Genomic DNA, 909 nt, shown 5'->3' on the forward strand with positions numbered 1-909 from the left:
TTTTTTTTGCTATGCTCAAAAAGCATCATTGATAAAAAATTAATCAGGAACCTTTTAGTATTTCGGTTATCTATAGTTTTCACGATTCACTAACAGGTTGGGCAAGGAGCCCCGCGAATGAAATTCAAAATAACAGTTCTAGCTTTGAGCATTGCAGCAAGCCCTGCCTTTGCCAAACTTGCCGATGAGCAAGGCATCAGCGGAGAGATCTCCATTAACGCAGGGGTTACCTCTTCCACGTCTAACTTTGACGCTGATGGCGATAGCAATATCTCCTCTCTTGACCAGAAAGCTTCCTCTGAAAGCTCTTTCTTAGTCGCACCACTGGGTAGCATTGCCTACACCTTTGGTGATCGCTTAAATCATCAGGTTTATACGGGTACCGCTCGTGACGATATCGCGACGGGTACCGTCGTACTTGAAGTCGGCTACAAATATCAGCTGCAGTCTGGAATGGTGATTGATGCTTCAATCCTACCAACCATCATGTCCGGTGAGACTTGGGCTAACCCTTATGATACTGGCGTATCACGCACAAAAACTGACGAAAAGGGCAATGCCTTTCGTTTGAAATTGAGCAGTATTGCAGGCTCACCATTCTCACTTGATATGGCATATGCTACTAAAGATGTTGAAAACGATGCAATTCAGGAATCTGAACTCAAGCGAGATGCAGATACCTTCTACTTGAAAGGCCAATATCGTCAACCGCTGAGCCGCAGCATGATGTTGATCCCATCGGTTATCTACCAAACACGTGATGCCGATGGCAGTGCCGAATCCTATGATCAGCTGGGTGCAGAAGTGAGTCTGTTTGGGGTTCAAGGTCGCCACCAATACGCACTGACCGCAGGTTATAGCCAACGCTCATACGACGGTGGTAACTCACTCTTCAACAACAAAGAGCGC

Annotated in this window: 1 protein-coding gene; it reads left to right on the plus strand. The window is 46.2% G+C overall.

Features of this window, described 5'->3' with window-relative positions; all coding sequences use genetic code 11:
• Positions 1-117: 117 nt before the first annotated feature.
• Positions 118-909, plus strand: a 792-nt coding sequence (locus KIV40_RS27185) for a DUF2860 domain-containing protein (protein WP_285352301.1), incomplete at its 3' end; no start/stop codon positions are given.

This window comes from Vibrio sp. D173a (assembly GCF_030248475.1).